At 40.7% G+C, this 26,289-nt stretch carries 19 protein-coding genes and 1 pseudogene; 7 read left to right on the plus strand and 13 right to left on the minus strand.

Annotated elements, in window-relative coordinates:
• Nucleotides 1-931 precede the first annotated feature (931 nt).
• Nucleotides 932-1,405 carry a hypothetical protein gene (locus AACW45_RS12640; protein ID WP_190632981.1) on the minus strand — a complete coding sequence of 158 codons (474 nt, stop codon included), beginning with the start codon at nt 1,403-1,405 and terminating at the stop codon, nt 932-934.
• Between the two features lie 337 nt (nt 1,406-1,742).
• Here AACW45_RS12640 and AACW45_RS12645 point away from each other — a divergent pair, with 337 nt between their 5' ends.
• Nucleotides 1,743-4,151: a GH116 family glycosyl hydrolase gene (locus AACW45_RS12645; RefSeq protein ID WP_190632982.1), complete on the plus strand. Its 2,409-nt coding sequence runs from the start codon at nt 1,743-1,745 to the stop codon at nt 4,149-4,151.
• Between the two features lie 916 nt (nt 4,152-5,067).
• On the opposite strand, the gene AACW45_RS12650 is transcribed toward AACW45_RS12645, so the two are convergent.
• A complete protein-coding gene (locus AACW45_RS12650) occupies nt 5,068-5,217 on the minus strand; it encodes a hypothetical protein (protein WP_190550414.1) in 150 nt (49 codons plus the stop codon).
• Nucleotides 5,218-6,365: 1,148 nt separating this feature from the next.
• Here AACW45_RS12650 and AACW45_RS12655 point away from each other — a divergent pair.
• The 3 genes and pseudogenes from AACW45_RS12655 to AACW45_RS12665 all read left to right on the plus strand — a co-directional run bounded on the left by AACW45_RS12655 (nt 6,366) and on the right by AACW45_RS12665 (nt 9,479).
• The gene (locus AACW45_RS12655; RefSeq protein WP_190632983.1) at nt 6,366-6,584 is read left to right on the plus strand and encodes a hypothetical protein; all 219 of its coding nucleotides are present in this window, start codon (nt 6,366-6,368) and stop codon (nt 6,582-6,584) included.
• 182 nt (nt 6,585-6,766) lie between these two features.
• Nucleotides 6,767-7,138: pseudogene (locus tag AACW45_RS12660) on the plus strand (HetP family heterocyst commitment protein); the annotation flags it as partial.
• A gap of 1,609 nt (nt 7,139-8,747) precedes the next feature.
• Entirely contained in the window at nt 8,748-9,479 is a 732-nt protein-coding gene (locus AACW45_RS12665) for a peptidylprolyl isomerase (RefSeq protein WP_190632985.1), read from the plus strand.
• A gap of 412 nt (nt 9,480-9,891) precedes the next feature.
• On the opposite strand, the gene AACW45_RS12670 is transcribed toward AACW45_RS12665, so the two are convergent.
• Both AACW45_RS12670 and AACW45_RS12675 read right to left on the minus strand, forming a co-directional pair.
• On the minus strand, nt 9,892-11,376 hold the full coding sequence (locus tag AACW45_RS12670) for a M16 family metallopeptidase (protein ID WP_190632986.1): 1,485 nt from the start codon (nt 11,374-11,376) through the stop codon (nt 9,892-9,894).
• A 56-nt stretch (nt 11,377-11,432) separates the two neighbouring features.
• Nucleotides 11,433-12,986: a M16 family metallopeptidase gene (locus AACW45_RS12675; RefSeq protein ID WP_242045476.1), complete on the minus strand. Its 1,554-nt coding sequence runs from the start codon at nt 12,984-12,986 to the stop codon at nt 11,433-11,435.
• A gap of 401 nt (nt 12,987-13,387) precedes the next feature.
• Between AACW45_RS12675 and AACW45_RS12680 the strand changes: the two genes are divergently transcribed.
• Nucleotides 13,388-14,002 (plus strand): TetR/AcrR family transcriptional regulator, encoded by a 615-nt coding sequence (locus AACW45_RS12680; RefSeq protein WP_096645359.1) that lies wholly within the window; start codon nt 13,388-13,390, stop codon nt 14,000-14,002.
• 134 nt (nt 14,003-14,136) lie between these two features.
• Here the strand turns inward: AACW45_RS12680 and AACW45_RS12685 are convergent, their stop codons facing one another.
• The 5 genes from AACW45_RS12685 to AACW45_RS12705 all read right to left on the minus strand — a co-directional run bounded on the left by AACW45_RS12685 (nt 14,137) and on the right by AACW45_RS12705 (nt 19,761).
• Nucleotides 14,137-14,574, minus strand: a complete 438-nt coding sequence (locus AACW45_RS12685) for a DUF4332 domain-containing protein (protein WP_190632988.1) — start codon at nt 14,572-14,574, stop codon at nt 14,137-14,139.
• Between the two features lie 340 nt (nt 14,575-14,914).
• Nucleotides 14,915-17,641, minus strand: coding sequence for a type I secretion system permease/ATPase (locus tag AACW45_RS12690; RefSeq protein WP_190632989.1), 2,727 nt, complete (start codon nt 17,639-17,641; stop codon nt 14,915-14,917).
• Entirely contained in the window at nt 17,590-18,348 is a 759-nt protein-coding gene (locus AACW45_RS12695; RefSeq protein ID WP_190632990.1) for a peptidylprolyl isomerase, read from the minus strand. Before AACW45_RS12695 ends, AACW45_RS12690 begins: the two co-directional genes overlap by 52 nt.
• Before the next feature lie 475 nt (nt 18,349-18,823).
• On the minus strand, nt 18,824-19,621 hold the full coding sequence (locus AACW45_RS12700) for a TIGR00297 family protein (protein ID WP_190632991.1): 798 nt from the start codon (nt 19,619-19,621) through the stop codon (nt 18,824-18,826).
• On the minus strand, nt 19,621-19,761 hold the full coding sequence (locus AACW45_RS12705; protein WP_190632992.1) for a hypothetical protein: 141 nt from the start codon (nt 19,759-19,761) through the stop codon (nt 19,621-19,623). Before AACW45_RS12705 ends, AACW45_RS12700 begins: the two co-directional genes overlap by 1 nt.
• A gap of 194 nt (nt 19,762-19,955) precedes the next feature.
• Here AACW45_RS12705 and AACW45_RS12710 point away from each other — a divergent pair, with 194 nt between their 5' ends.
• On the plus strand, nt 19,956-20,387 hold the full coding sequence (locus AACW45_RS12710; RefSeq protein ID WP_096645314.1) for a VOC family protein: 432 nt from the start codon (nt 19,956-19,958) through the stop codon (nt 20,385-20,387).
• Here AACW45_RS12710 and AACW45_RS12715 read toward each other — a convergent pair.
• Nucleotides 20,317-20,991 carry an esterase/lipase family protein gene (locus AACW45_RS12715; protein ID WP_190632993.1) on the minus strand — a complete coding sequence of 225 codons (675 nt, stop codon included), beginning with the start codon at nt 20,989-20,991 and terminating at the stop codon, nt 20,317-20,319. The genes AACW45_RS12710 and AACW45_RS12715 overlap by 71 nt on opposite strands.
• A 417-nt stretch (nt 20,992-21,408) precedes the next feature.
• Between AACW45_RS12715 and AACW45_RS12720 the strand changes: the two genes are divergently transcribed.
• Nucleotides 21,409-21,885 (plus strand): hypothetical protein, encoded by a 477-nt coding sequence (locus tag AACW45_RS12720; RefSeq protein ID WP_190632994.1) that lies wholly within the window; start codon nt 21,409-21,411, stop codon nt 21,883-21,885.
• An 18-nt stretch (nt 21,886-21,903) separates the two neighbouring features.
• Here the strand turns inward: AACW45_RS12720 and AACW45_RS12725 are convergent, their stop codons facing one another.
• The 3 genes from AACW45_RS12725 to sir all read right to left on the minus strand — a co-directional run bounded on the left by AACW45_RS12725 (nt 21,904) and on the right by sir (nt 26,253).
• Nucleotides 21,904-22,995, minus strand: coding sequence for a tetratricopeptide repeat protein (locus tag AACW45_RS12725; RefSeq protein WP_190633088.1), 1,092 nt, complete (start codon nt 22,993-22,995; stop codon nt 21,904-21,906).
• A gap of 63 nt (nt 22,996-23,058) precedes the next feature.
• On the minus strand, nt 23,059-23,766 hold the full coding sequence (locus tag AACW45_RS12730; RefSeq protein WP_190632995.1) for a 16S rRNA (uracil(1498)-N(3))-methyltransferase: 708 nt from the start codon (nt 23,764-23,766) through the stop codon (nt 23,059-23,061).
• 462 nt (nt 23,767-24,228) lie between these two features.
• Complete coding sequence (gene sir, locus AACW45_RS12735; RefSeq protein ID WP_190632996.1) at nt 24,229-26,253, minus strand: sulfite reductase, ferredoxin dependent; 2,025 nt, start codon at nt 26,251-26,253, stop codon at nt 24,229-24,231.
• Nucleotides 26,254-26,289: the final 36 nt, after the last annotated feature.

The raw sequence follows: 26,289 nt of genomic DNA on the forward strand, positions 1-26,289 counted from the left end.
TTAATTATGTAGGGGCATGGCAATGCCATGCCCCCCAACCAATATGGCAACTCAACGAATCACAATATTGTTGGGTATCGGGTATTTTAAATATCAAACATGGTGATTGATTTGGGGATGATTATATCTAGATTGTTGGCTGTGATGCATATTTACTGGGGGGCGAGGCGTTGCCTAGCCCCTACGAGTTTATGGATGGTGGCGATGGATTATGGATATTGTATTTATTGCATATTTTGTCCTAATTTTGATTTAATTATGTAGGGGCATGGCAATGCCATGCCCCCCAACCAATATGGCAACTCAACGAATCACAATATTGTTGGGTATCGGGTATTTTAAATATCAAACATAGTGATTTATCTGGGGATGATTATATCTAAATTGTTGGCTGTGATGCATATTTACTGGGGGGCGAGGCGTTGCCTAGCCCCTACGAATTTATGGATGGTGGCGATGGATTATGGATATTGTATTTATTGCATATTTTGTCCTAATTTTGATTTGAAACCGTAGGGGCATGGCAATGCCATGCCCCCCAACCAATTTGGCAACTCAACGAATCACAATATTGTTGGGTATCGGATATTTTAAATATCAAATATGCTGATTTATCTGGGGATGATTATATCTAAATTGTTGGCTGTGATGCATATTTACTGGGGGGCGAGGCATTGCCTAGCCCCTACGTAATATATTTGTGGGGGTTTGATGTTTTGTGTTGATCGGGAGATGATTGGAAGGGCAATATTCGCTCTTTTTACACCATCATTCATCATCGGAACTCGGCTGTTGCACCTCAAAGCACGAAGTTCCGAGTAAAAAGCATAAGCGATCGCTCTTTTTACACTATCATTTATCATCGGAACTCGAAACGCCGAGTAATTTACTCGAAATTCCGAGTTCTCAAGTGCAACTTTCGCGTGATTTTCTACGCGGTTGCTGTTTCTAGCTTGGCTTTGCGAGATTTACGGGCGAATCTTTGCCCCATTTCCTCCACTACTGTCTCTAAACCACCGCCTTGTCCGCTAGCTTTGGCGTAGTTGTACACTTGTAAGGCGGCTGCATAGGCTTCGCTACCCACTGCTAGAGATGTATCATCGACTAATTCTTGTAATTGGGATAGTGACAGCAGTACAGGATATAACGCCTCAAATAATTGTATGTCTTTGCGCATTTCTTCCAGGTCAAACGATCGCGGTAAAAACTCTGGATTCTGGCTAGCTACCTCCAATGCTTTACTAACAAAAGCGCGGCTTTTATCTCCCATCTTCGGTAATGCTTTACGCTCTTCGTTTGTTAAATCAATTAAAAATGGTAGCTTTTCTTTAATAGTGGCGATGGCTTGCAATACTTCATCTCTCTGTTTTTGTGCCAGTGTTGCGCTAATTGGGGCTGTGGACATGAAAATTATCCTCCTAAATTTTACTTAAATTTAGAGTGCCCACATATACCATTTAAATTACAATGAGATGATGGAAAAAGGCAGAATATGTTGTAGTTTTTGTCAGCAAGCTAGAGATAATAGTTTAAAACCAAAAACGATTAAACCTAATAAAACCTTTAACTGCCGACAATCGCATTAACATTTTAACCAATCATCCAGAAAATACATCCTTTCTGCCCGGTCACTGAGCCTGTCGAAGTGCTGCCCTCTGCCTTCTGCCTTCCTTCATCACTTGAGAAAAATCACACATCGCGCTAGTCTTCATTAGCGTAACCGCACGCTGTATAATCAGGCGATGATAAATCCGCTCTCTTCCGTAATTCCCTCTTACACTTGGAATCGTCCCCTTGGTCTTGGTTGGGACAAGCCCTACACTGTCCGTTATGCTAGCAATATTGATGATGGCCCTTGGCATGGTATGCCTTTAGGTGGCTTTGGTGCTGGTTGTATTGGGCGTTCTTCTCGCGGAGACTTTAATTTATGGCATATTGACGGGGGAGAGCATACTTTTAAGAATATCCCCGCCTGTCAATTCAGCGTGTTTGAGTCTTCTGGCTCATCTTCCCAAGCTTACGCTTTATCTACCGCCGCACCGGAAGATGGTAGTCTCGGTGCTTGGCGATGGTATCCAGCTAGCCAAGAAACTGGCGGAACTTCTCACACAGGTACTTATCATGCTTTGTATCCCCGGAGTTGGTTTGTCTACGAAAATGTCCTCCAAGCGCAGTTAACTTGCGAGCAATTTTCGCCGATTTGGGCAAATAACTATAAAGAAACTAGTTATCCGGTGGCAATATTTCTCTGGAACGCCCATAATCCGACAAATGCACCGATTACTTTGAGTATTATGCTCACCTGGCAAAATATGGTGGGCTGGTTTACTAATGCTTTGAAGTCGCCCAAGGTGAAAATTCGCGATGATGGAAGTCCAGTATATGAATATCAGCCGCGTTTGGGGGAAAGTCAAGGTAATTACAACCAATTAGTCGAAAATCAGGAATACATTGGTTGTTTTTTATCCCAAGTTACCGAGAATCAACCCTTGCAAGAGGGTGATGGTAGCTGGTGTATCGCTACCTTGAAGCATCCCCAGGTAGAAGTGTTTTATCATACGCGCTGGAATCCGGTGGGTAGGGGTGAGGAGTTGTGGCAAAGCTTTGCTGGTGATGGTTCTTTGCCTAATTATGTTGATGAAACCTCTGCAACAGATAATACACAAGTAGGAACTGCGATCGCAATTCGTTTTACTCTGCAACCAGGGGAATCTTTAGAAATTCCCTTTGTCTTAGCTTGGGATTTCCCGGTAACAGAATTTGCAGCCGGAATTAACTATTACCGCAGATATACAGATTTCTTTAATCGTAGTGGTAAAAATGCTTGGGCGATCGCATCTACTGCTTTAACAGAATATCAAAATTGGCGATCGCAGATTCAAAGTTGGCAGCAACCCATCCTGGAACGGGAAGATTTACCAGCTTGGTTGAAAATGGCTTTATTTAACGAGCTATATGACCTTACCAGTGGTGGTACACTCTGGAGTGCAGCCTCAGAACTCGATCCCATCGGTCAATTTGCCGTACTAGAATGCTTAGATTATCGCTGGTATGAAAGTTTAGATGTACGATTGTATGGTTCTTTCGCCCTGCTGATGTTATTCCCCGAACTGGAAAAGTCAGTTATTCGCGCTTTTGCACGAGCGATTCCCCAAAGCGACGACAATCAACGCATCATTGGTTATTACTATACAATTGGCGCAGACACTACAACCGCACCGCGCAAAATTGCCGGAGCAACACCCCACGATTTAGGCGCACCGAATGAGCATGTCTGGGAGCAAACCAACTACACCTGCTACCAAGACTGCAATTTATGGAAAGATTTAGGCAGCGATTTTGTTTTGCAAGTATACCGAGATTTTCTGCTCACCGGCGCTGATGATGTGCAGTTCCTTGCTGACTGTTGGGATGCAATTGTGCAAACTCTCGACTACCTCAAGACTTTTGATAAAGATGGTGATGGGATTCCCGAAAATTCTGGTGCGCCGGATCAAACCTTTGATGATTGGCGGTTACAAGGCGTCAGCGCATATTGCGGCGGTTTGTGGATAGCGGCGTTAGAAGCTGCGATCGCAATTAGTGATATTTTACTGAATAACAACCTTGGCGACCTTGTGGCGGTGCAAAAATCCACATATCAAACTTGGTTGCAACAATCTCGCCTAATCTACGAAGCCAAACTCTGGAATGGTAAATATTACCGCCTAGATAGCGAGAGTGGTTCTGATGTCGTCATGGCGGATCAACTATGCGGACAATTTTACGCCAGGTTACTGGGATTACCAGATATTGTAGCGAGCGATCGCGCTTTATCTGCCCTGCAAACAGTATATGATGCTTGCTTCCTCAAATTCCAAAATGGTCAATTCGGTGCAGCAAACGGCGTTCTTCCCGACGGTTCGCCAGAGAACCCCAAAGCCACACACCCCCTAGAAGTTTGGACAGGTATTAACTTTGGAATAGCAGCTTTTCTCGTCCAGATGGGAATGAAGGATGAAGCATTGCGCTTAACACAAGCCGTAGTTCAGCAAATTTACGACAACGGTTTACAGTTCCGTACACCCGAAGCCATCACCGCATCCGGTACCTTCCGCGCCAGCACTTATCTTAGAGCAATGGCTATCTGGGCAATTTATTTAGTTTATTAGGGCATTGGGCATTGGGCATTGGGCATTGGGCATTGGGCATTGGGCATTGGGCATTGAAAATTAATTTTTGCTTCTTTTTCCCCCTCTAGCCCCTAGCCCCTAGCCCCCCTTCTTCTCTACTTAAGTATTTTGAAATTTGCAACTAAAGATACATAAAAAAAAATATATAAGTTTTATGATTTGCGTTTTGCAGCCTACTTTACTTGTAGCTGAATCACTGTGTATTTATATCTGTAATGTGATTTTCCGGGTGTTTCAAAATTCAACAGAAAATATAAGTAATACCAGGCAAGATGTCAACTATTAAAGCTGGAAAAGCTATGCTGTCATCATCTTCCGGTATCGCTAGCTCTAATCCTTCAGGTTACTAAACTGCACAAATTTTATGTTCACTACTAACATTTTTTACTTTGATAAAGAAAATAGCTTGAGTGGTTATGGGTCAAAATCAATACTATAAGCGCAAAATATCGGAATAAAAAATTTCTAGTTATGAAATAAGATAAATTTTTAACAATTTATGTTAAACGGCTTTAAATGCAGGAAAACGTCATAAAATCAATATGAAATTCTTAAAGAGTCAGTAAAATTTTGATGAAGTTAAAAATTTCTACTGATGAATTTAATTAACCTTGAAAGAGAATGTATCAGTAATTCATGAAAAACTTACGCAAAAGATACATGGTACCTACTAGTAATTTTTTTTTCTAAACTTTTACTTACAAACAGCCACTGGAAAATGATAACTAAGCAATTGGTGATAAACGACACAAATAATTGCGTTTTGCTGAGGCTGTTGGAGTGAGCAACAATCAACAGTGAAAGAATGGGCGATTTTTTGTACTGATATTAGTTGCTGTATTAAACATACAATGCTTACCCATAACCCTAACCTTTAGGTATGCACTGTTCTGCATTATTCAAAATTCAGGGGAATGGAGAATATCTCAGCTATAGGTGCTGTTATCAGGTTAGCAGATGCGATCGCTCTAGCTGATTGATTCACCTTACATCCAGCTAAATTTCTGACTTCCAGGATTTTGGCTGCTTTCTCCCGATGTGTCATTGTGGAAAAAGCTCCGATTGTCAAAGCTGATAGCAACATCAGCACTTAATTAAAATTTTTACAACCTCAAATTTGCTATGTATCTCAATTAACAAAAAAAGTTTGTAACCAAAATAACAGTAACTTAGCTTTTTGCAATTAACACTGAAACTACTAGAGATAAAAGCTGGAATTTTTGCCAATTAAGAATTTAATCTTGGTGCTAAATCAGCTACTTTTGCTATTTACAACTATTGTAGAGGTGGCTGATTTGCCAGAGAATTTTCGGCTCTGGTGATGATGGTTTATCTATCATATCATAAACCCAGTATTTTGAAAAATTTTTTATCTTTAATTTAATAATGCTAATCGCATCATGTTAGCGATCGCTCGATAATATCGCCTTAAGATTTAAAAGCTGTAAGTCCTGCTATATAAGAGCTTACAGCAAGTCATTTGGCAGATATTATCCAGATTTCCTAAGAATCATTTTTAATAAGCTTAAGGGGCTTAAGAATTTTTTAATAATATCTATACTGCTGATTTTTTCTGCTGTTAAACAACAAAGTCAATGGTAAAATCTTTCAGTAGTATGAAGTAAATAAACGTTTTCATGCGGAGCAAATGAGGGGTAACACCCATCACTATCTAGAAAATAAGTAACAAAATGTCTAGTTGCACAATACACAAGTAGAAATCACTATGAAACCACTAAATTTAGCTGATAAATGTACTATTTTGGTAGATGACATTAACGGCAAAAATGTAGTATAAATAAAAATGTTGTTCTTTAAGGTCAAGGATACAAAATTTTTCTTGACTAACCTAATCCTTCAGGAGTTTTACTAATTATCTCCTAATTTCATAGTCACTAAATATACAATATTTTTATCAGGGAACAGTAATTAGATTAGGAGTAAGAAAATTTCTAGAGGACGAAACTGCATCTACCAAGAGCTATCGGGATACTTTTTTGAGTCAGTCATCTAAAATCGCAACCGGTAAATTTTTACCTCAAGATTAACTGCAAAGCAAAAGCAGCTTGTTCTATCAGTGCTAGTACCACTTAGTCACAACTGTGGAACTTGGGAGACTATCTGAAGAGTTACGCTAAAGCATCACATTCAGCTTGATTGACAATATTCAAGTTTTTGAACAAAGGTCAGCTCATGGAAAGAATCATCAGGTTAAATGCAGTCGAAACCTCCAACCAAGGAGAAAATTTGGGGATGAAGCGTTATGATTTTCATCCGCAGAAATATCTTACTCCGCAAAAAGTATCTACATTATCAATTAATTGCAGTAGTGTTGCTATAGCAACTCCAACTGTAACTGTATTAGAAAACTACTGGTATCAAGCAAGCAACTTTATTGAAGATAAATTTTAAAAGTTGCGCAAAACTTTTGTTTTTGTTGGCACCAGGCAAGATTTACTCATAGTGCATTACCAAAATATTGCTGCAACTAATTCAGCAAATGCAAGCAGTGTCAAGCTGTTTGCTGATTTCAATTTAAATCAACCCAATTGCAGAACATTAATCGGATAAATTTATCCCCGACAAATAACACTATGAACCACGATATTCCTAGCATTAGCAAATTAAAAGACTCGATTCCTCCCGAACAATTTGACCAAGTAGTAGAAGCAATTTTAGCTGGAAAGTATTCCTGGGCTTGTGTTTTAATGCTACGGTTTGCAGGCTACAATCCTTTACATTACATTCCTTACCGTACCTACAATCGCTTACTTAAAGAAAACTCGCTGCTGAATCGCTCAAAGCAGCAGCAAAACACCAATCTAAACTTAAATCAACAATCTCCAGATAAACGCTCTGAGAAGAACGTATCTCCTGGCTGTTTAGCCAAAATGAAGGACTTAGCTTATCTAGAAGTTGTGAGCAAACAAAAAACAGAAATGCGTACTCCCCAAGAAAAGTGGTTAGCAAAGTAGATTCAATAGCAGCAATCAAATCAAAATTCCAGCGAGAAATTTCTCTACTAGCGCTTTGCGAAATGCGTAATTCTTAATTACCTTTTCGCTAGGGGTGAGAATATTGACAATGGATAGTTGATTGACGCCGTGCTGTCATAGATTCTGCTTTTAATCTCTGCAAGTTTTATTCACCCATTTCTGAATTCAATATCTGGAGATTTGCAGTTAATTAAATAGCTGCCTATTTGCCATGCAGATTGAGAATTTATAGCACGGCAGGTTTATAATTATGTTTGGCCTTAAATCTAAGGCTTGTAGAAATCTAGCGGATAGATTTGCTTTGTGATACCAAAATTTAAACTGTTGAACTTTAGCTTCCCCCTAAAGTAGGGGGACTGCTTTTTGCTCTCTAGAAATATTGATATTAACTTGAGGTGATATTGTGTTCCTCATTATAGCGTATTTAGCCTAAAAATTAAACTGTATATATTATTTTAATCATAGAAAACTCAACAGAAATTAAAAAAATAGTAAGCAAATATTACTCAAAGTTGTATATAGGTAAAGTTTCTTAAAAAAAGACCATTTTTTATAATGAAATCTGCCAACTTGGCACTAATTAGGCGAGAAAATTTTATAAATTTATAAATGCCAACTGAAACATAGCTAATTAACCAGCTAATTTCATGCATGGGAACAAAGTCAATGATGAGTTCCGCTCGTGAAATATATTCCATGTCTTTGAGAGTAAATAAATCCAACATCAAGACTAAAACTTCGACTGTTGCTGGTGGTGGTTCTTTTTCCCAGGAAGCTTGAACTATAAACAGTAAAAGTTGTGAATTCTCCCATTCTCAACTTTGAATTGCTCTCACCTAGTTTACAGATGGTGGGAGCGATGCTGATAAAACTTCCTTGACTGTGGTTAGTATGGTTTTATTTCCACAAATCATATTTAGCACTTTTAGCAGGAGTGGAAATTTGAAACAGTGACAGTTAAATTCTCGTCAATGTTGGTGAAACTTATAGCTCTGAGACTACTATCAAGAAAGTTACATAATCCTCGTTCTCCCAAACAGGATTACAGCTGTTTAAGAAATTAGCAATTTATATTATTAATACTGGAAGCTCATAATTTGCATGGCTTCCAGTTTTTTATTTGTCATTTGTTAGAGACGCGATTTTGTTAGAGACGCGATTCATCGCGTCTGTACAAGAGTCAATGGTAAGGATTTTAGGCGATTTACTTTTTGTAAAATAGTTTGGGGCAATTACCAAATTATTTAATCTGTTGTTAATGTTTATTTAACGAAAGGTTAAAATTTTACTTTTTACTACTAAAGATAGATGTATAGATAATTATTTGCCAACTTTCATAAGAAAAGGGTGCATCTAGAGCATAAAAATTATCAGTTGATCGCTTGTGAATAGAAATAGTAACCGTGATTTCTCAATAGTTAGCATAAAACAAAAGTAAAAAGTATATGAAAATTACTGCTTATTATAGATTAAGTATGATTCAGAAATGTTTTACATAAAGTATAAGGTAAAATTTATCAATTCATATACATAAATAATTTTAAAAAATTTTCTTAGTTGTTGGTAATTATTAAGTATTATGATAAACCTCTCTAAATCAATTGTTGAACCAGAGGAAATTGTTAATCTCCTTAAAAGCGAAATGAATTTTAAAGATGTTTGTCAAAAAGTTTGGTTTCAAAGATTAATAAATGATATAGCCCAAGAAAGGGGGATAAATGTTACACCAGCAGAGATTGAAGCGGAAGCCAATCGTCAGCGCCGGGAGAAGCATTTAGAAAAAGCTTCAGATACGTTAACATGGTTAGCAGATCAGTTAGTTTCTGCTGAGGATTGGGAAATAGGAATTCGCGATCGCTTATTATCAAAGAAGTTAGCCGAAGCATTATTTGCCCAAGATGTCGAGTTATTTTTTATTGAAAATCAGCTTGAATTTGAGCAAGTTAGCCTCTACCAAATCATTGTAGAATCAGAAAAACTCGCTCAAGAAATTTACTATCAAATTGCGGAAGCGGAAATTACTTTTTATGATGCGGCGCATATTTATGATATAGATATACAACGCCGCAAGCATTGTGGTTATGAAGGTAATATTTATCGGTTTGCGCTGGAGCCAGATATTGCGGCGGCTTTATTTAGTGCTTCGACTGAAGAATTGATTGGCCCTTTAAAAAGCGAGCAAGGTTATCATCTTTTTTGGGTTGATGAGTTTATTCCGGCGACATTAACCCCAGAACGTTATCAAGAAATTCTCAATGATATGTTTAATAATTGGTTAAATCAAGAGATGGAATATATGTTTAATTCTTGAGAATAGTAGATAGAAAGATATAGCTGTTGACCGTTGACTGTTGACTGTTGACAGACTTGAAAAGCTTTTATTGGTATGATTTTATCTTAGCTTGATGTCCTAATCTATCTACCTACGGCTATATTTATATTTTATATAATAAAGGGTTTAGCATTGCTCATTGGTGTCAACTTAACGTGAAACCCGCTTGGTGGCAAGGTTTTGCCCTCACCCCCAGCCCCTCTCCCTCTGGGAGAGGGGAGCCTTTTATTCATTAAATTCCCCTTCTCCCTTGGGAGAAGGGGTTAGGGGATGAGGGCGAGGGTTTTTGTACCCTATATAGCTTTTAGCTTAAGTTGACACTTATGAGCATTGCTAAACCCCTACAGGATATATTTGCTTAGATTACGAATTGGGAATTGCTATTAAAAGCTTAATTTTTGGCTTGTGGTTGTGCAGGGGGTATAGTTACATCTATGGGTGTAACTTGTGCGGATAACTGAGTTAAAGGTGGTTGAATTTCTTTTTGATTTCCTACTACCAAAGTTACCAAATTGTCTGGTTTAAGATATTCCTTGGCTACCCGTTGCACATCGGCGGCTGTGGTGGCGGCTACGGCTTTTTGATAGCGAAAGATAAAATCAGATGGATAGCCATAATATTCGTACCGCATTAAGCGTGAGATGGTTTGGTTGGGGTTTTCAAAGTTGAAAACAAAGGAATTGAGGGTAGATTCTTTGGCGTAAGCTAGTTCTTGTGGCGTGACTCTTTGAGTTTGCAGGCGCTTAATTTCTGCTTGTAAGGCTTTGACGAACTGAACAGTAGTTTGCGATCGCGTTTGTCCCCCAGCAATGAAAAGTCCGGGATAATCGTAACGGGGACTCCATTGACCGTATACTGAATAAGCTAGACCTTGGCGCGATCGCACTTCATTAAATAATCGTCCGCCAAATCCATTCAATACGCCATTAACTACATCTAAGGCTGCATAGTCAGGATTGTCTAACCTTCCGCCTAAATGCCCAATGAAAATATTACTTTGGGTTAACTGCGGCTGATTGACAATAAACACGCCGCCAGTGTTAGCTTGAGTGACTTGTGGTAACCGGGGTTTAGCGAGTCTGGGGTTAGGTTTCCAATCGCCTAACTTGGCTTGAATGAGCGATCGCATTTTCTTCGCGTCAAAATCGCCCACAATCCCTAAAATTATATTATTTGGGTAGAAATATTGCTGATAAAACGTCAGCAAATCCTCACGGGAAATCTTTTCTATGGAAGCATACTCTGTAGTTCGCCCATAGGGGCTATCTTTCCCATAGATTAATTTGCGGAATTCCCGACTTGCTATAGCATGAGGATCGTCATTACGGCGAGAAATACTACCTTTTTCCTGATTTTTCGCCAAATCTAACTTTTCTTGGGCAAATACTGGCTCCCTCAGCACCTCAGTAAATAAGCCAAACACTGTCTCTAAATCTTCCGTTAGTGCTTCAAAACTCACACTACCAGAAGCTTCACCAATTCCAGCTTCTACCGAAGCGGCGCGTTGTTCCAACATTTGGTTAAGTTCATCAGGGGAATGCTTTTTCGTTCCCCCAGTTCGCATTACCTCACCTGTAAAGTCAGCCAAGCCAACTTTATCTGCGGGTTCTAGGCGACTTCCTGTACGTACCAACGCCGTACCGCCTATCAATGGTAACTCGCGATCCTCCATTAAATAAACTACCAAGCCATTGCGCAAGACAAAGCGCTCGTATTTAGGTAACTTAATCTGAGGTAACGGTGGTAACTGCAACTCCGTGTAATGCTTGGCTGCTGCTGTCGCCGCTAAAGAAAAGTTAAAAGTCAAAAGTACAAAGGCAAAAGCAATTACCAAAGCATAAATCAACTTCTTGCCATTTTGAATTCCGAATAACATCTGCCTTTTACTGTGGTACCTGTGGATATTTCTTTTCATCGGTTCTTTGCGGTTCCTCATCCCTGTTTAGACAACAACTTGCCAATGGTGCGATTTTCGGCGGTAAACGATGCTTTTGCTACTCTTTGCACATCAGCAGCCGTGACTGCGGCAATTTCATCCAATTGCTTAAATAAATTCCGCCAAGAGCCAGTTTTTACCTCATATTCCAACAACTGCTGCGCCATACCCATATTAGAATCGAGGGTGCGTAGCAAATCGGCTCTAGCTTGGGTTTTCACTCGCTGCAATTCCCCATCGGTTACAGGTTCAGTTTTCAATTTGTCGATTTCTGTGCGTAAACCTGCTGCTAATTCATCAACTGTATGCCCTGGTGCTGTCAGCGCATAAAATAACATCAAGTTTGGGTATTTATCACCAGGAAAACCGCTAAAACCTTGGGCTGCTAAAGCCAATCGCTTTTGTTCTACTAAAGATTTATACAACCGTGATGTTCTGCCATTGCTTAATAAACCAGCAATAATTTCATACACAGCATTATCGGGATGGGTAACTGCTGGACGATGATAACCTTCTAAATACCAAGGTTGGGAAGGTAATTCTACAGTTACTTCTCTGGTTTGCGCCTGTGGGGGTTCTGTAGGGATTGGCTGAACAGTTTTTGTTTTGGCGGGGAAACGTCCAAAGTAGATTTGCGCTAGTCTTTTGACTTCATTGGGGTTAACATCACCCACAATTGCGATCGCTAAATTACTCGGTACATAATAATTGTCAAAAAACTTTTGCACATCATCCGGTGTCAAATTGCGGATATCCTGGTCATAACCAATCACCGGTCGTCTGTAGGGATGAACTTTATAGGCTGCATCGATAAATTTTTCGATCATTAAGCCAATGGGGGAATTTTCTACCCGTAAACGCCGTTCTTCTAGAATCACCTCTTTCTCTTTATAAAAATCTCGGCTGAGTACAGGTTCGAGAAATCGCTCTGATTCTAAAGACATCCACAATTCCAACTTATTCGCCGGGAAGCTATAAAAATAACGAGTCGCCTCCGTAGAAGTATTGGCATTTAACCCCACACCTCCAGCTTGTTCGACAATTCGCCCCATTTCATTTTGCTTACCGAGTTTGGTTGCTTGCAACTCCACCCGATTAAACTCGGCTTGTAGCTTCGCCAGTTCCTCTGTTTTACCTGCTGCTTTGGCGGCTCTAATTTGCGTATCTAACTGTTCGAGTCGGTCTAATAAGGGTTTTTCGGCGTTGTAGTCTTTTGTACCAATGCGCTTTGTACCTTTAAAAGCCAAATGTTCTAGAAAGTGAGCTACACCAGTTTTTCCATCTGGCTCATCCACACCGCCAACATCAGCGTAAGTTAAAAAAGACACAACTGGCGCTTGATGACGTTCTAAAACAATGAACTTCAAACCATTATCTAGGCGAAACTCCGTCAACTGCTTAATGACGCGATCTAGATACGGTTGAATCGAAGTTGGAGTTTTGCTAGTTGGCGCTGGAGGTGCTGTAGTTTGAGCTAGCGCCACCTCTGGAAGTAAACTACTCCACAAAAATACCAGAGTTAGCAAAGTCACAAACATCCGGTAAAACATTACGGATAATCTTTGGGAAAAATTGAAAATTGCTCTCCCGCAATTGGGCTGATTCATAAGCGAAAAATTCAGTAAAGTTTCATATTAATTCGTAATTACTCATTCGTAATTCGTAATTCAATAGAGATTGATAGCTCATTTATATAAACGACTTGTTTTGTGTTTATGTTTCTGAGGTAGAAGTCAGATAAATGCAAAGCTTCAGCTTGATTGATGGTTAAATCTTGGTCACGAAACATGATTACGAATTATGAATTACAACTACGAATTGTTTAATACCTTAGAGGCAGGTTAAGGGAGAGACAGAGCGTTAATCTTGTATTAAGCTTTCTGTGCTTTTTGGATTCGCTGTTAGACAATAATGCTACAAGTCTTGTTCCGGATATCTCCCAATAAATACTATGCGAGTTTTTAATTCTTCTCCTCCCTCAGAGGCACAGACACGTACCCGCATTTTACAAGCGGCACAAAAATTGTTTGCCTCCCAAGGTTTTGATGGTACCACTACCCGCGACTTAGCACAGGCCGCTGGTGTAGCCGAGGGTACTTTGTTTCGTCATTTTCCCAATAAAAAGGCAATTTTGGTAGAGGTGGCGACTAGTGGCTGGGTAGATATTCTCACAGATTTGCTGACAGAATTAAGCGAAATGGGCAGTTATAAAGCAGTAGCCCAGGTAATGCGCCGCCGGATGTGGAATTTGCACAAAAATGTCGATTTAATGAAAGTTTGCTTTATGGAAGTGCAGTTTCATCCAGATTTACGCGATCGCATTCAATCGGATGTGATTGAAAAAATGACCGATGTAGCTGAAGCTTTCTTTCAAACGGCGATGGATAAAGGCATTTATCGCCAAACCGATGCCAAATTAGTGGCTAAGGTATTCTTGGGAATGTTTGCGATCGCCGGCTTTTCCAACAATACCCTCATGGAACCAAACGCCTCTCCCCAAGAAATGCAGCAAATGGCTGAAGGACTCGCGGATATTTTTCTCAACGGCGTACTCGCCAAAGAATAAGGGACTAAATGAGGAGAAGGGAAGGAGGACAAATAATTCAAAATTCAAAATTCAAAATTCAGAATTCTATTTTCCCAATGCCCAATGCCCAATGCCCAATGCCCAATGCCCAATGCCCAATGCCCAATGCCCTTTTAACTAATTTGTCGCGCTTGGTAACTCCACTGCTGTACTAACTCGATAGCAGGACACAAATCTCGCCGTTGCATTGTGGCTACTTGTAAGCGGAGAATTTGTTGGTGTAATCGGTGTGCGGGAACCTGTGCTAATTGGGCTACAGAACCAATACCCGCATGTAACAATAAACCACAATATTGCGTTCCCACCGTGGGAATTCTCGCCAAATCAGCCAAAGCTACCCATTTATTTACATATTGCAGGTGAACTTGTAATTTATTCGCTAACGCTAACTTTGCTTCTGGGGTTTTCCCTTGCTTGACTAATAATCCTGTGGTGGTAATTCCCCAGCTTTGCAATTGAGATTGTTCTTCTAGACTCAATCCCGGTAATTGTTCAATCGGCCAGTCACACCCTTTAATAGTGTTATTACTAGCGGTTTGTTTAGAAGGCATTTCTTTAATTAAATCAGGGCTGTTGTAACTATTGTGCCGCAGAAAGTTGATGAAGGCAGAAGGTTACAAGGCATGATAATTCAGTTTTATACAGCTATAATTTCTTAATTTTGATTGGCACATCAATATATTTTAGAGGGCATGGCACTGCCATGCCCCTACCATTTGTGCCATTGTTTTTTAAATTAGTAATAAGCGATCGCTCTGGGGAATTGTTCAGGCGATATAGCAGCAAACATAGCATTATAACTGTAGGGGCACGGCATCCATAATCTTTTGGTACAGACAATAATATTACTGGTGCCGTGCCCCTACTACCAACAATTCGATTCTGGTGATGCTAAATATTCGCTTGTTGGCGTTGATAAAGTGACCAATACAAGCCCTTTTGCTGTAACAATTGCACATGGGTACCGCGTTCGGCAATTACTCCCTGTTCCATCACCAAAATTAAATCCGCACGTTTGAGGGGGGCGAATCGATGGGCGATGAGAAACACGGTGCGGTTGGCGGAAATTGTTTGCAGGTTTTGCAGTACTTGTTGTTCGGTTTCGCTATCTAAGGCGCTGGTGGCTTCATCTAGGATTAAAATCGGTGCTGAGGAAAGGAACAACCGCGCTAAGGCTATCCGTTGTCTCTGTCCCCCTGATAAAGCTGTACCTCTTTCGCCAACGTTGGTTTCGTAACCGTAGGGTAATTGACTGATAAAATCATGGGCTACGGCTAGTCTCGCTGCTTCTACTACTTGTTCGGCGGTAATATCGGGGTTGCCAAGGGTGATATTTTCTAAGATGGAACCGTTGAATAAAAAGTCTTCTTGCAAAACTACACCAATTTGTTGCCGCAGTGAAGCTAAATCGGCACTTTTGATATCAAAACCATCAATTAAAATGCGTCCTGATTCAATTTGATAAAGGCGTTGCAATAATTTTGAAAGGGTACTTTTACCAGAACCACTGCGCCCGACAATCCCGACAAATTGTCCTGGTTCAACGTTAAAAGAAATGCCCCTTAATACTGGTTCTGTACTGGATTGATAACGGAAAAATACTTGCTCAAAAGCAATTTGTCCGTTGAGAGTTGGTAATACTAATCCGGTTCCAGATTCGGCTTCGGGTGCAACGTTAAGAATATCACCAATTCTATCTACAGATAGAAGAACTTGTTGCAAATTCTGCCATAACTGTACTAAGCGCAATAGCGGCCCGGTGACTCTTCCTGATAACATTTGAAAAGCGATTAATTGACCAATTGTCAGTTTTTGGTCAATGACTAATTTCGCCCCAAACCAGAGAATTAATAAGGTAGAAAGGTTGGTGAGAAAGTCACCTAAATTGCTGCTGATGTTGGAGGTAGTTGAGGCTTTAAAACTGGTGCGAATAAAGCGTGCAAATAAACCTTCCCAGCGATCGCGCGCTGCTGGTTCGGCGGCGTGGGCTTTAACTGAATGTATGCCGGTAACTGTCTCTACTAAAAAGGATTGACTATCGGCGCTGCGGTTAAAGGTTTCGTTCAGCCAACCCCGCAAAATTGGTGTCGCGACGATGGTTAATGTGGCAAATAATGGCAATACTGCTAAAGCCACAAATGTCAAGGGGATATTGTAATAAAACATCAATGCTAAATACACCACAGCAAAGACGCTATCCAATATCACCGTTAAGGCTGTACCTGTCAGAAATTGGCGGATTTGTTCGAGTTCTTGGACTCTGGCTACTGTATCCCCGACGCGCCGCGATTCAAAATAAGCTAAGGGTAAGCGCATTAAGTGGCGAAATAACTGCGCTGATAAACTTAAATCTAAACGTCGGGCTGTATGGGTGAAGATAAATAACCGCAGTATGCCGAGTACAGCTTCAAATATCGCTACTAATAAAAGTGCGATCGCCATGACATCGAGAGTTGGTAAACTCTCTTGCACCATGACTTTATCAATCACAACTTGGGTAATTAGCGGTGTAGATAACCCCAAAAATTGCAATGTCAAGGAAGCTAGCAAAACCTCGCCTAATAATCGCCGATATTTCCAAACTGCGGGAGTAAACCAACTCAGGTTAAATTTTTCTTGCTGGGAAATGAGTTCAACCGTCCAAATTTTCCCATCCCAAGCGGCTTCTACCACAGATTGAGGGAGATTTTCACAAGTGCGATCGCTATTTAAAGGATTAGCGATAATTAAGCGATCGCCTTTCATCCCATAGACTACCACCCAAGTAGGACTTTCTTGCCCGTCAGCATACCACTGCATTAAAGCCGGAAATGACAACGAGCGCAAATCACCCCAATCAATTTGCAAACGCTGCAACAATAAGCCTAACTTTTCTCCTGCTTCCACAACATTTTTGGGGCGTTGTCCCCTCAGTTGGCGTTGTACCCATTCCAACTTCACAGCATTATCCAAATGCTGCGCCACCATCGTTAAACAAGCTGCGGCTGTATTCCCACTCGCCACAAACGGATAGTTATAACTTGGGGCATGGGGCATGGGGCATGGGGCATGGGGCTGAGAGTTAGGGGCTAGGGGCTGGGGGCTAGGGGCTAGGGAATTATCTATTCCTCCCTGTCCTCCTTGTCCCCCTTGTCCCCCCTGTCCCTGCTCACTGAGCGAAGTCGAAGTGAGCGCCCCTTGTGCTTCAAAAAACCCCGCCATTTCTGGCGTTAAAACTTCCGCCCAAAGTGTAGTTTCCCAGCAAACTACTATGACTTCTTTACTAGCAGCAACAGCTTTACATTCTACAGATAATTTTTGTAAATCACCAAACCAGTCTCCTGGTTGTAAAGCTGCTAATGGCTTACCAATTTCTTCTTCGCGCAAGCGAACTTTACCAGTGACAATAAAAAACTGGTAACCTCCAATGGCGTTTGACCAAATTTTTTCTCCCAGGCGATACCGACGAATTTCTGATTGATTTTGTAATCGGGATTGTTGTTCAGAAGTTAGCCAGCATAGCGGCGGTTGATTCCACGGTACAGAAGCTAGCACGTTAATTTTTAGAGAGTGATTATCCAGAGTTTTTATTTCACTTGTAACTTGACTGTCAGCTTTTGAATTTTTTCTGCTAGCCATTTTTCAAACAACTCATTTTGTAGTGTTTGCTTTAGTTGAGTATCTTCTAAAGAGGCTGGCAAAAATTGTTCTACTCGAAACAAACCATAACGTCCTTCAATTTCTATAGGCCCGATCAATTCTCCGGGATTTGCTGCATCAATAGCGGCTCTGACGATATCTGGTAATGTGCCGCGACTAATCGCTCCCATCATGCCATTAACAATGCGATCCTCTGTTAATGAATATTCTTTGGCTAGTTGTTCAAAGCTACCTCCTTCTTCAATTTGGGTATGTAATTCCTCGCTCATTTCGCGATTATCCACAAATATTCTCGAAATTACTACCCTGTCTAAATATATTTTACGTTCAATAAAATATTCTGGTAGTTTAGGCTCAGTAACTAGCGCTCTCAATTTTTCTAATTTGAAATTAAAAGCAATTGATGAATGAAATGTTTGGTAATCCGTGCCATTTTTCTTTAACCATTCTTGAAAACTTTGCGGATCTGTAAGTTGATTTTTTAGGCGAAAATCAATAATTGCTTGTTCTGTTAAAGCAGAACTGATCTCAATATCATCTCTGATGTTGATTTCTTGGTCAATTATGTACTGACGAATAATTTCTCCAATAAACTGAGTCAACTTACCCGATGCTTGGAGATATTTTACTGCTTGTTCTAGAGAAATTGGTTGTTCGTTTACAGTTAAAAATGATAAAGGTTCCATAAAATTATTACGAATAAAAATAATCAGTGTTTTATCGAATTTCAACTGTAATAATATAGAGATTATCTAATTTCATTGGTTATATTGCATACCAAAATCTCTATAAAACAAATTAGTAAATTAGTTTGCGTTGGCATAAATACCTAAATCAGTCTTTAGCTAGAGAAAAATATAGGACTTACGCACCGAACACAAAAACCCTCACAAGGGTGGTCAAAAGTCAAAAGTCAATGGTCAAAATTCAGGTTTTTGGACTATGGACTATTGACCATTGACAAAAAGCATGAAAAATATCTGACACTGCGTAAGTCCTAAAATATTGAAGTTATTTGTATCTCTAGAAATTTAACTAGATGCAAGAGAATTATTTGACATTTACATAAAAATGCCAAATTATCTGTAACCATAAAAAATGGCTAAAGACTGACGATAAATAACACCCTTAAAAATTGATTTAAATTGTGCGCCTAATTAATTAAGCAATAAATAAGCCCCAGATGTAGGCAATTAACATAGCCGCGATCGCACCGATGAATGTATTGAGAACATTCACTAATTCATTAGTGAGCCAGGTATATCGAGATTGCAGGGTAGCACCAATGACACTTTCTAAGCTAGTGGCAATCAAAGCTGCGATCGCACACCAAACTACGCCTAACAAAGATATCAAGCCGACTCCCCAACCGAGAATTGCGATCGCAATTGAAGCCACCACCCCGGCTAAAGTCCCCTCTAAACTGACAGCGCCTTCTGTTCCGCGAGGTACAGGTTGCATAGTGGTAATCAAAAAAGTTCGTTTACCGTAAGCCTTACCCACCTCACTAGCACAAGTGTCAGAAAGTTTGGTACTAAAACTCGCCACATAGCCCAAAACCAGTAGAGACTGGAGACTAGGGACTACAGACTGAGGAACAGCAGCAAATAATCCAGCATTTAAAGCACCAATTCCCAAAGCACAAAGCGCCGCAACCAACGCCGAACCCCAGACATTTTCCGGGCCCCTTGCGCCAGAACGCTTTTCCGCAATTCCTTCGGCTTCTTTTTGCGCTATACCTATCCGCGTCACACCAGAACCCACTAAAAAATAGAATCCGACTACCAGATACCCTTCCCAACCCAATGTTCCCCAAATAATCACACCCAAAACCCAAGCATGGAAGATTCCCGCAGGAGTGAGCAGCTTTTTAGGAGCAATCCAAACTAAACCCAAAAGTATTGCGTTTAATCCGACTCCCACCAACCAAGGATTTGCAGAATCAAAGAAAGAGAGCATCAGTAATACATCTCATTTAGTGTGGACTGATGATCAACAGAATAGCGAAATTCGCGCTTTACTGCTTGATCCTCTCCACCCCATAATCCAACAATTACAGATATTCTCTTGTCTTTCCGGATAAAGTTCATATTGGGCATGGGGCATGGGGCATTGGGCATTGAAACAATTTTGGATTTTGGATTTTAAATTTTAGATTGGAATCCAAAATCGCAAATCTAAAATCTAAAATTCTTTGTCTCCCTTGTCTCCCTTGTCCCCTTCCCTAGCCCCTAGCCCCTAGCTCCTTTAAGATAGATAGCAATAATCAGTACTAGTGTTCTAGGCGAAAACTATGAGCGCAACTTTATTTCATCTTGCTTTCCCAGTCAGCAACATTGCTCAAACCAAAGCATATTATGTAGATGGTTTGGGCTGTATTCCCGGAAGAGAAAATCCCCATGCTTTAATACTTAATTTATACGGTCATCAGTTAGTAGCTCATACCACTAAGGAACCTTTGACACCCCAGCGCGGTATTTATCCCAGACATTTTGGCCTAGTGTTTACTGCCGAACAAGATTGGCAAGAGTTACTAGAAAGGGCACAACAGCACCAACTACCTTTTCGGGAAGAACCGAAGAACCGCTTTGTGGGTATGCCTTTAGAGCATCGCACTTTCTTTTTAGAAGATCCGTTTTATAACATAATGGAATTTAAATATTACCGTCACCCAGAGGCGATTTTTGGCGGTGCTGAGTATTCGCAAATTGGGGATAGGACTTAATCGGCTGGCTTAATGTCTCTGCTACTACTGCCAAACACCGGGAATCTGACAGCATCCAAGGGTGTAAAGCCACTGGCAATATTACCTCGTTACCTACGGGTAATTGAGAACTCTTAGCGGGGACAATCATCAAATCATAGGGAGTCCAGATTGATGTAAAGTTTATCTCCTGCAACATCGCCACATCAGAATTTAAATCTTGCAGAAAAGCACTTTTAGGACGCATTTGCACGCAACCAGGCCGCATTGAGCCATAAGCAATTACAGTACCTTGATGGGGCGAAGAAATGGTGATAAACCTCTGTACGCGCTTAATTCCTGCCAACCTCTGGATATAGTAACGACTGACAATTCCGCCCATACTGAAACCAACTACATCCAGTGGTTGTTCTGGTGAAAATTCTCTGTCTACATAATCCCTTACCTGCTTTGCTAACTCATCTAAACCTTTAGCACCGTTATTCGGCACTAAATCTAAAGCATATACAGACCAACCTTGTTCTTTTAAATACTTGCCCATTCGGTAGAAAACTGCTCCCGTATCATCAATACCATGTACTAACAACACGGGATTTCGTTGCTGATTTTGATTGTTCGTTACCATATTTGTGCTTGATTTCTCCTGTACAAAATTTAACCGAGCCTGATTGCTGCTGAAAAATTATCTATGACAGTCTCTTTACTGGTTAAAAGACAACAACTGTACTTAGTGGAAATTCATAATTACACAAATAAATAATTGTTAATTTTTGTTAAGCCACCTATCAGAATCTTGCTCTCAGTTACCGTAAAATTTAATAATTAATTCTTAGTGTATGCATTGTATTCAGGTTATGAGCGCGATCGCAAATCAGGCGAAAACGCTTGCGCTGTATTATTACTACAATGTTGATTAAGTAAAAACCTTATATAGGTTGTCATCGATCGCTCAGATGACGCAAAGTAAAAAAATGTAAAATAATGTCGTAATTTTTAATAATTACGGTAGAAATTCCCAATTATAAAGGCAGGAGCAATTGTAATGGATTTTATCAAAAAGTTGATTTCGGGCATTGTCAGTTTCCTGACTGGACTCTTACCAGGAAAAAATAAGAAAAGCAACGGCTACTACTTGGAACTAGATGAAGCTAAAGACACAGTCAAGAAAGCAGCAGAAACAGTAGTAGACAATACTAAGAAGGTAGCAGAAACAGTTACAGCCGCAGCACCAAAAGCAGAATCCCTAAACGGTACAAAAGCTGCTGCGAAGAAAAAATCAGCCAAGGAAGCAAAACCAGCTGATGTACAACTAGTTCAAACTGCGCAAGGTTTGAAAATTGAACCAGGTAAGAATGAAAAAGCGGCTGCTGCTAAAGTAGTTAAAGAAGAACCCAAAGAAACCACCTTTGCACCCAAGTATGTTGCTGCAACATCTGGTAGCACTAACGGTCGTCGCCGTCCTGGAGCTAATATGAGTTCTTACTTGGATCTTGCACTTCAAGTTAAAACTTCTAAATAAATTGATTTGCTTGGCTCGCTAATTATCCTCATCTCGATTCTGGTTAAGATGAGAAAATACGAGTCCACTATATAAATGAAATGCTGGGTCCCAGTTAGTCTTCTCCCTACGGAACAGGTGAATGTGAGACTGGATATTACCCAGCATTTCTGTATGGTCTAAGATAGTTTCCGCAAAAGGTGTAAAATCTGACCAAACCTTGATTTGTGGTAGTTGTTGGTCAAGCCATTCTAGTAACAAATTCCAGTTAATTCTCATAGTATTTTGGCTAGCTTGAGGTGCAATCTCTAAGCCTTTTTGAAATTCATAGCTTTTATCAGCCAGTCGCAAAATACAACCCCTACCAGGTAGATGTAAATCACAAAACTGTGCATAGTCTTGGGTTTTAGTTTTGCGTTCTATTTGGTAACGGGCATCAACATCCACAACTTGCTCAAAAATAGGTAATAGTCCGACTACCCTTGCTTTCACTTCTGACCATTTAAAGGTTAAAGAACCGAGTTGATTTGCGGGGTTGCGACAAACAACAGTAGTATTCGCACCAGCCTCAAAAAAATAATTCGCCTGAAATACACGAATTTGCCCAATCGCTGCTATTTTTGCCCAAAAGCAGGGAATACCAGCTTGTTGTAATTGCGTACCGTAAAACTTCAGTTCTCCGATTTGTCCAGTGCGATATAACTTCCAGCCACGACTGGGTAAAGTTAGCCTTGCAGTATAATTATCAATTTGGAATATCTGAGCAAATTTAGGCGCTAATTGAGTTTTTAATTCATTATTGAGAGGTTCTAATACCAGCACACCTAATTCTGTATTGCTAGGGTCTGTTGTCGCCTCAATAATAGCTCTTTGTCTAGCTTCTTGCTCAATTTCTTGCAATCGCTGCAAACCTTGACGCGCTAGTGTCAAAATTTTGGTATTTGTTGTACTTTGCAGTAAGTTTCGGTAAACTTTTTCTGCATTCTTATACTTTTTTGATACTTCATGCAGCCTTGCTAGATAAAATTGCACCCAAGGATTATCGGGTGATTCATCTAACAAGGTTTTGAGTAATTTAGCAGCAGTGTGATAATCTTTACGCTCAAAAGCTGCGGCAACTTGTTCAATCATCACTTTGTTTACACCCACACTGGAATAATGTCTCGTCGCGGCTTGGCGTGAGATATACATCCTTTATACTTCACAGGCTGCGGAAACTAGTGATAAAGCCACTATTGGCGCTGTGACAGATCGCAAAATCCGCCGCCCTAAAGATACTGCTTGAAATCCAGATGCGATCGCATTATCAACTTCTAGCTGCGTCCATCCACCTTCCGGGCCTGTGGCGATAATAATTTCTTTGTCAATTTGTTGCGATAAGCAATTATTAAGGTGCGGAAAATTACCACGGGCTTCACAGATATATTTGTGGCTACTTGTTAATTTTAAACTACTGCTAAAAGCCACAGGTTCTAAAATTGTCGGTACAAACGCCCGCTCTGACTGTTCCGCAGCTTCCGCCGCAATCCGCCGCCAGCGTTCGAGTTTTTGCGGACTGGGTTGCAATAAAGTGCGATCGCTCAAAACCGGGGCAATAGTTGTAACTCCTAACTCCGTACAACACCGGACTACTTCATCAAACCCATTACCTTTAGGTAAAGCTATCAGTAGGGTAACGGCTACAGGTAACTCAGTTTCCACTACCAAAGGTTCTAAAACCTGTCCTTGTTCCCCTGCTAGCTGGGTTAACCACCATTTACCCTTACCATCCATTGCAATAAAGCGATCGCCTTCACGCAAGCGCAATACCCTTGTTAGATAGTGTTGTTGCTCTTTGGTGAGTGCTATTTGTCCTTGTTGGAGTTGAGAAGGTGCGATCGCTATTCGTTGCAGTTGAGACATGTTTATAATTCGTAATTCGTAATTCGTAATTCGTAATTTTTACGAACCCCCGTAGGGGCGGGGTTTCCCCGCCCTTGTGAGGGTTTCAATGTTACGTTTTAGATTGCAGTTTGGTATGAGAGAGAATTTTTCCAGAAATAAAAATAAACGCCGATATTTTATATAATCGACGTTTATCAGTAGTTAATTTGTTTAGACTAATTCGCTATGATGCACTTAATATTTATTGAATGAACCGCCAAGAACGCCAAGAACGCCAAGAGAACAGAACAGGACTTACGCAAAATACCTTTGAAACTCTTATTTCTTCGTGTCCTTCGTGTCTACCCTGCGGGAACGACTTCGTCGAACGCGGTTCGATTCCTCCGTAGTTTGTGCGTAAGTCCTACAGAAGTAATTATTAAGTGCAAGTGTACAGAGAATTGGTCTTAAGTTGCTCGGAAAATTTCTCTTCCCTAGCCCCTATTTCTCCAGATTCTGGAAATAAGCTTCTAGCGCCTCATGTACCAATTCGGTCATTGGTCTACCTTGGCTGCTGGCAGCGTCTTTGAGCTTATTGTATACCTCATGTTGCAAGCTGACACGGCGGCGAGTCTTATAAGTAGCAATGGTAGTATTTTCAATTGCTACTTCTTGTCCTTCGCTGTCTGCGGTTCGTGAATCGGCTATTGCTTCGACTAAACCGTCGCTATCGTCTGTAATATCTGAATTTGCCACGGATTGTACTGTGTAATTAGCTGCAAACTCGCGGATAGCATCAAAACCGACGCGATCGCAAAAATCACCAAAGCTTTCTTCGGCGTTTTTCGCCTGCTTAAAGTAAACGAAAATCGGCTCTAGTTGGGTTTCTAAATCGTTGTGGTGTAGCCGTTCCATGTAAGGCTGGGCTAACCGCGTCTGATGAGGCGAACCGCCTAACCATACTTGATAACTTTCTGGGGCGCTTCCCACAAAAGCTAGTTCCGCCATGTAAGGACGAGCGCAGCCATTAGGACAGCCTGTCATCCTTACCACAAATTGCTCATTTTGTAAACCAACTTTATCGAGAATTGTGCTAATCCGGTCTAAAATACCGGGAATTGCTCTTTCCGACTCGGTGATGGCTAAACCGCAGGTAGGTAAAGCTGGACAAGCCATTGCTAACCTTTCTAAGCGGTCTATTTTACTAGGGTCGGAGATAACGCCACAACGGTCAAGAATTGCTTGAATTGCGGCTTTATCTGCTGGTGCAATTTCGTAGAAAATCAAGTTTTGGTGGGCTGTGAGGCGGATAGGTAAGTTAAATTGCTCTACAATTTCCCTTAAGGCGGTTTTCAGTTGAAACGCACCTTCATCTTTTACCCGACCGTTATCAATGGAAATGCCTAAGAATAGCTTGCCATCGCCTTGTTCGTTCCAGCCCAAAAAGTCATGATATTTAAATTCTGGCAATTCTTTGAAAGGAGCGATCGCTTTGCCAAAATATTCTTCAACTTTGGCGCGGAACTTCTCTACACCCCAATCGTGCAGTAAATATTTTAATCGAGCGTGGCGGCGGTCAGTGCGATCGCCATAATCTCGCTGGGTAGCGACAATAGCTTTGACGATGTCGTAAACATCCGCTTTGGCGACATAGCCAATCGGATCGGCTAGTCTAGCGAAGGTTTCTTCTTTGTTATGTGTCCGCCCTAAACCACCACCAGCAAATACGTTAAAACCTTCTAATTTGCCTTTTTTATCGGTAATAACGACCAAAGTTAGGTCTTGAGAATATAAATCAATAGAATTATCCCCTGGCACTGTTACACAAGCTTTAAACTTGCGCGGCATATAGTAAGTACCATAGATAGGTTCTTCGGAATTATTGATTAATGTCCCGTTAGTATCGCTTTGTCTGGCTGCTTTTACCTCTGGGCTTTCTTCCGCGCTAATTACCTTTTCGCCATCTAGCCAAATTTCGTAATAAGCACCGGTTTGGGGCGACAACAAATCAGCAATATTTTGGGCATATTCCCAAGCATACTGATATTCTGGGCGATTTTTAAAAGGTACGGGGGGAGCCATGACGTTGCGGTTAACATCGCCACAAGCACCCAAGGTAGAACCGAGATTGTTGACGATAGAAGCGATCGCAGTTTTGAGATTTTTCTTTAAAATCCCATGTAACTGAAACCCTTGGCGGGTAGTGGCTCGCAAAGTATGGTTACCATATTCATCAGACAGCTTATCTAAAACTAGATATAGCTGCGGCGGTACTAAACCACCCGGATTTTTTGTCCGCAGCATAAACTGGTAATCTTTCTCCTGCCCCTTGACGCGATTATCACGGTTATCTTGTTGATAAGACCCGTGAAACTTCAGCAACTGCACTGCATTTTCGCTAAAGTGAGTTGTATCCTGAAGTACTTCAGTGGCTACAGGTTCACGCAAAAAATTACTGTTTTCCTTGATTCCTTCTACTTTGGAAGGCTTACGGCTAGCAATCGGGGAAGGAGGAGATTTAACCATTAGAGTTGTAGACTGTTCTTAATAAGGCATCAGTAG

The organism is Calothrix sp. FACHB-168, from assembly GCF_963889195.1.
GTDB lineage: Bacteria > Cyanobacteriota > Cyanobacteriia > Cyanobacteriales > Nostocaceae > Aulosira > Aulosira anomala_A.